We start from the raw sequence: 2,657 nt of genomic DNA, 5'->3' as shown, positions 1-2,657 counted from the left end.
AACTCGTCACTGAACTTCCTAGGCATGATCCAATCCTCCTCTAGAAACGATCGGAACTAAACCCAGGACACTTCAGCATTCGTCGTCGTGGTGCCGGCGAGTCAGCAAGTGCCGCATATGTACTTCGCCGAAAAGAAAAACGCCACGGTGCTCGCTGCGCCGACTCGTAACGGGAGTCACTCAGAGTGGTTGAGTGAGCCTGAGATTTCGAACCTGTACAGGCTGCGGTTTCAACGGGAAGAAGCCTCGTCCCGTGAAGTAGACGAGGTGTATAGCAAGGTGGCCGCGAAGCGGTCTAGTGACGGCTTTTGGGGTGTCGGTGTTGCGGTGCCGACGTACCCGGCAAGAAAGGACGACGTTACTGAGCGTGACGCGATTATGGCAAGGTTTGCCGCTTATGACGACCCGCTGCGCCTGGAATACAACGGGGCGGTGTCTCCGGCGACTGCCTCGAATTACCGCAGGGGTTTGAAGTGTTGGACGTTTTCGGGAAAGCAGTACGACACGCAAGAATTGCTCGCGTATGTCGAGCTGCACGAAAACGGGGTTGTCACCGTCCTGTCGCGGCTGGACAGGGAGACGTTCTCGACGGGGGACCAGATAGTGCCCACGCATGCGTTTGCGTGCTTGGTGGGTGACCTCTTGGCACTCATTCGCCACTACGGAGGTGTCACCGGCAACACCGACTACACCGTGCGTTGCAACGTCGAGTGGGACCAAGACAAGCCGCTGGTGTTGTGGCAGCCGAAAGATCCGAGGTACTTCTCTGAAGACCCACTGCCGTTAGAGTCCTTTAGCCCGGTGGAGGCGGAGGTAAGTGTTACCGCGAACGCTCCGCTCATTGACACCGCGAGGTCGCTGGTGCGGGACTGCTTGAACCAGGCAGGAGTTGAGCAGCTTCCGGTGTGGAGAAAGCAGTAAAGCTTAAACGCCTGTCCGTGTCAGACTACTAGAACTGCGGGTTCTTCTTCCGCTGGTAGGCGGCAGTGTCCACCGTTTCGAGCACCGAGCCGTCTGCCGTCACGACGCGCAATTCGGTGACCATTTCGCGCAGGTAGACGGACTGCTTATTCGTCCAACCGAGTTCCGTGGCGTAGAAGTCGCCGAGCGAGTCGGAGTAGCCCTCGTTCAGCGAGTTCCAGGCGCTCAAGTCAACGAACTTCTCCGGCTCGATTGTCACCGTCAGCACCCCGTCGCTGTAGGCGACGTCGGTGACGACCTTGGCGCGGACAACGCCTGCTTCGGCACGCTCGTTCAGCCAGTCCCGAATAATGGTGCCGGGGGCGGGGAAAGACATTGTGTGCTCCTTGGCTGTGGTGTTTTGGAGAGGGGACAACACCGAGGGTAGCGACGGGCTCGACGCGGGTACGGAAGTATCGACTACATGTTCTAATCGCTGGCGGTCACCGACAGGGTCGGTCTGTCGAAACCCGCCACGGTGACCCTTCGCTCACCGTGGCGGGTTTCTCTCTGCATTTCTACACGGGGTAGACCGTACGAATTGTCCTACTCAACTGCGCCGGCACACCCTCGTCCCGGAACGACTGGGTAATGCGACGAGCCTCCTCAAAGTCGTTGCAACGAGCCAGGAAGTCTATGGCTTCTGCGGTCCAGACTTCCCAGGTGTCCTGGCAGAACATTGCGTCCAGGAGCTCGCGGGGCGCGTCCTCTTTCGGCGCGTCGCCTGCCTCCAGCTCTTTCGGGTCGAACTGGTCGGCGGCCACGAGGTTGTCCCGTTCGTAGTACGTCAGGTGGCGCGGGTTTGCGTCGGCCTCCAGCGTGATCATGCCGTTGTCCTGGTCGGAGTATTTGACCAGCGTGGTCAGAAACTTCATTGCCTGGAACACGTCGAGGTGAACGTGCTCACCGTCAGCTCCGACAACGCGGACGCTGTCGGCGTGACGGCGGAGGAACCGGTTCATTGTGACCAGCTCGTCCCGGTTGAAGAACACGTCAAGCGAGAGCAACACCTCCTTGTTTGTGCGTGGGGTCGTGGTTTTCTTTTCTTCGGTGCAGCGGTGTGGTGGCGCTGCGTTCGAGTTGTGGTGGGTCATAGAAAGTAGCCTGCCTTACCTCGAAAAGCCGTCCACTAACCCAGGGGCAGGCAGTTAGGTGCAGGTTAGGACGTCTCTTTCAACCGCGGGTCGCTCTCGGACTCAATGCGGTCCCAGCGCACGAGGTACGCCGCGGCCTGTTCACCGCGGGCAAGACGCTCGCCGACCTCCTTGAGAGCTAGCTCTGCCGACCAGTGGGCGGACAGAAGCCGAAAGTCCCCGTCTCGCGCCTCGACTCGGACCGCGGAGTATGGGTACGGGTCGGAAAGAGAGCGCATTTTCTTGGCGTAGAACGTGTCCGGCGCGGCCTCCTGCGGCCACGTCGAGCCAGGCACACCACCGTCACTGTCGTGTCGTTGTTCAGTCATGGACGGGCATTGTGTCGTCGAACGAGGCGAACCGCTACAGCGGGGGTTCGCACCTTGACCCAATTCGGGACTCCGCTGCCACGATTGACGCGCCCCTCCAGGCCAACGCCCCACTTCCAGCCCCTGGCGGCCTCCCGCACCGAGCCCCGCCACGACTCCCTGAAGCGTCCTGGTTTTCGTTCCGCTTATTGAACGCCCAACGGGTGGGCGTGTGATTGTTGATAGTAGGCGTCTT

4 protein-coding genes are annotated in these 2,657 nt (G+C 60.3%); 1 reads left to right on the top strand and 3 read right to left on the bottom strand.

The window, feature by feature from the left end; genetic code table 11:
* Positions 1 to 267: 267 nt before the first annotated feature.
* Positions 268 to 921 carry a hypothetical protein gene (locus KBX19_RS11205; protein ID WP_255999049.1) on the top strand — a complete coding sequence of 218 codons (654 nt, stop codon included), beginning with the start codon at positions 268 to 270 and terminating at the stop codon, positions 919 to 921.
* Positions 922 to 949: 28 nt separating this feature from the next.
* Here the strand turns inward: KBX19_RS11205 and KBX19_RS11200 are convergent, their stop codons facing one another.
* The 3 genes from KBX19_RS11200 to KBX19_RS11190 all read right to left on the bottom strand — a co-directional run bounded on the left by KBX19_RS11200 (position 950) and on the right by KBX19_RS11190 (position 2,422).
* Positions 950 to 1,297, bottom strand: coding sequence for a proline racemase (locus tag KBX19_RS11200; RefSeq protein ID WP_255999046.1), 348 nt, complete (start codon positions 1,295 to 1,297; stop codon positions 950 to 952).
* Between the two features lie 181 nt (positions 1,298 to 1,478).
* Positions 1,479 to 2,054: a hypothetical protein gene (locus KBX19_RS11195; protein ID WP_255999045.1), complete on the bottom strand. Its 576-nt coding sequence runs from the start codon at positions 2,052 to 2,054 to the stop codon at positions 1,479 to 1,481.
* 65 nt (positions 2,055 to 2,119) lie between these two features.
* The gene (locus KBX19_RS11190; RefSeq protein ID WP_255999044.1) at positions 2,120 to 2,422 is read right to left on the bottom strand and encodes a hypothetical protein; all 303 of its coding nucleotides are present in this window, start codon (positions 2,420 to 2,422) and stop codon (positions 2,120 to 2,122) included.
* Positions 2,423 to 2,657: the final 235 nt, after the last annotated feature.

It is taken from the genome of Corynebacterium sp. CCUG 71335, from assembly GCF_024454075.1.
In the GTDB taxonomy this organism is placed as follows: domain Bacteria; phylum Actinomycetota; class Actinomycetes; order Mycobacteriales; family Mycobacteriaceae; genus Corynebacterium; species Corynebacterium genitalium.
This window is presented reverse-complemented; position numbering and strand designations above follow the sequence as displayed.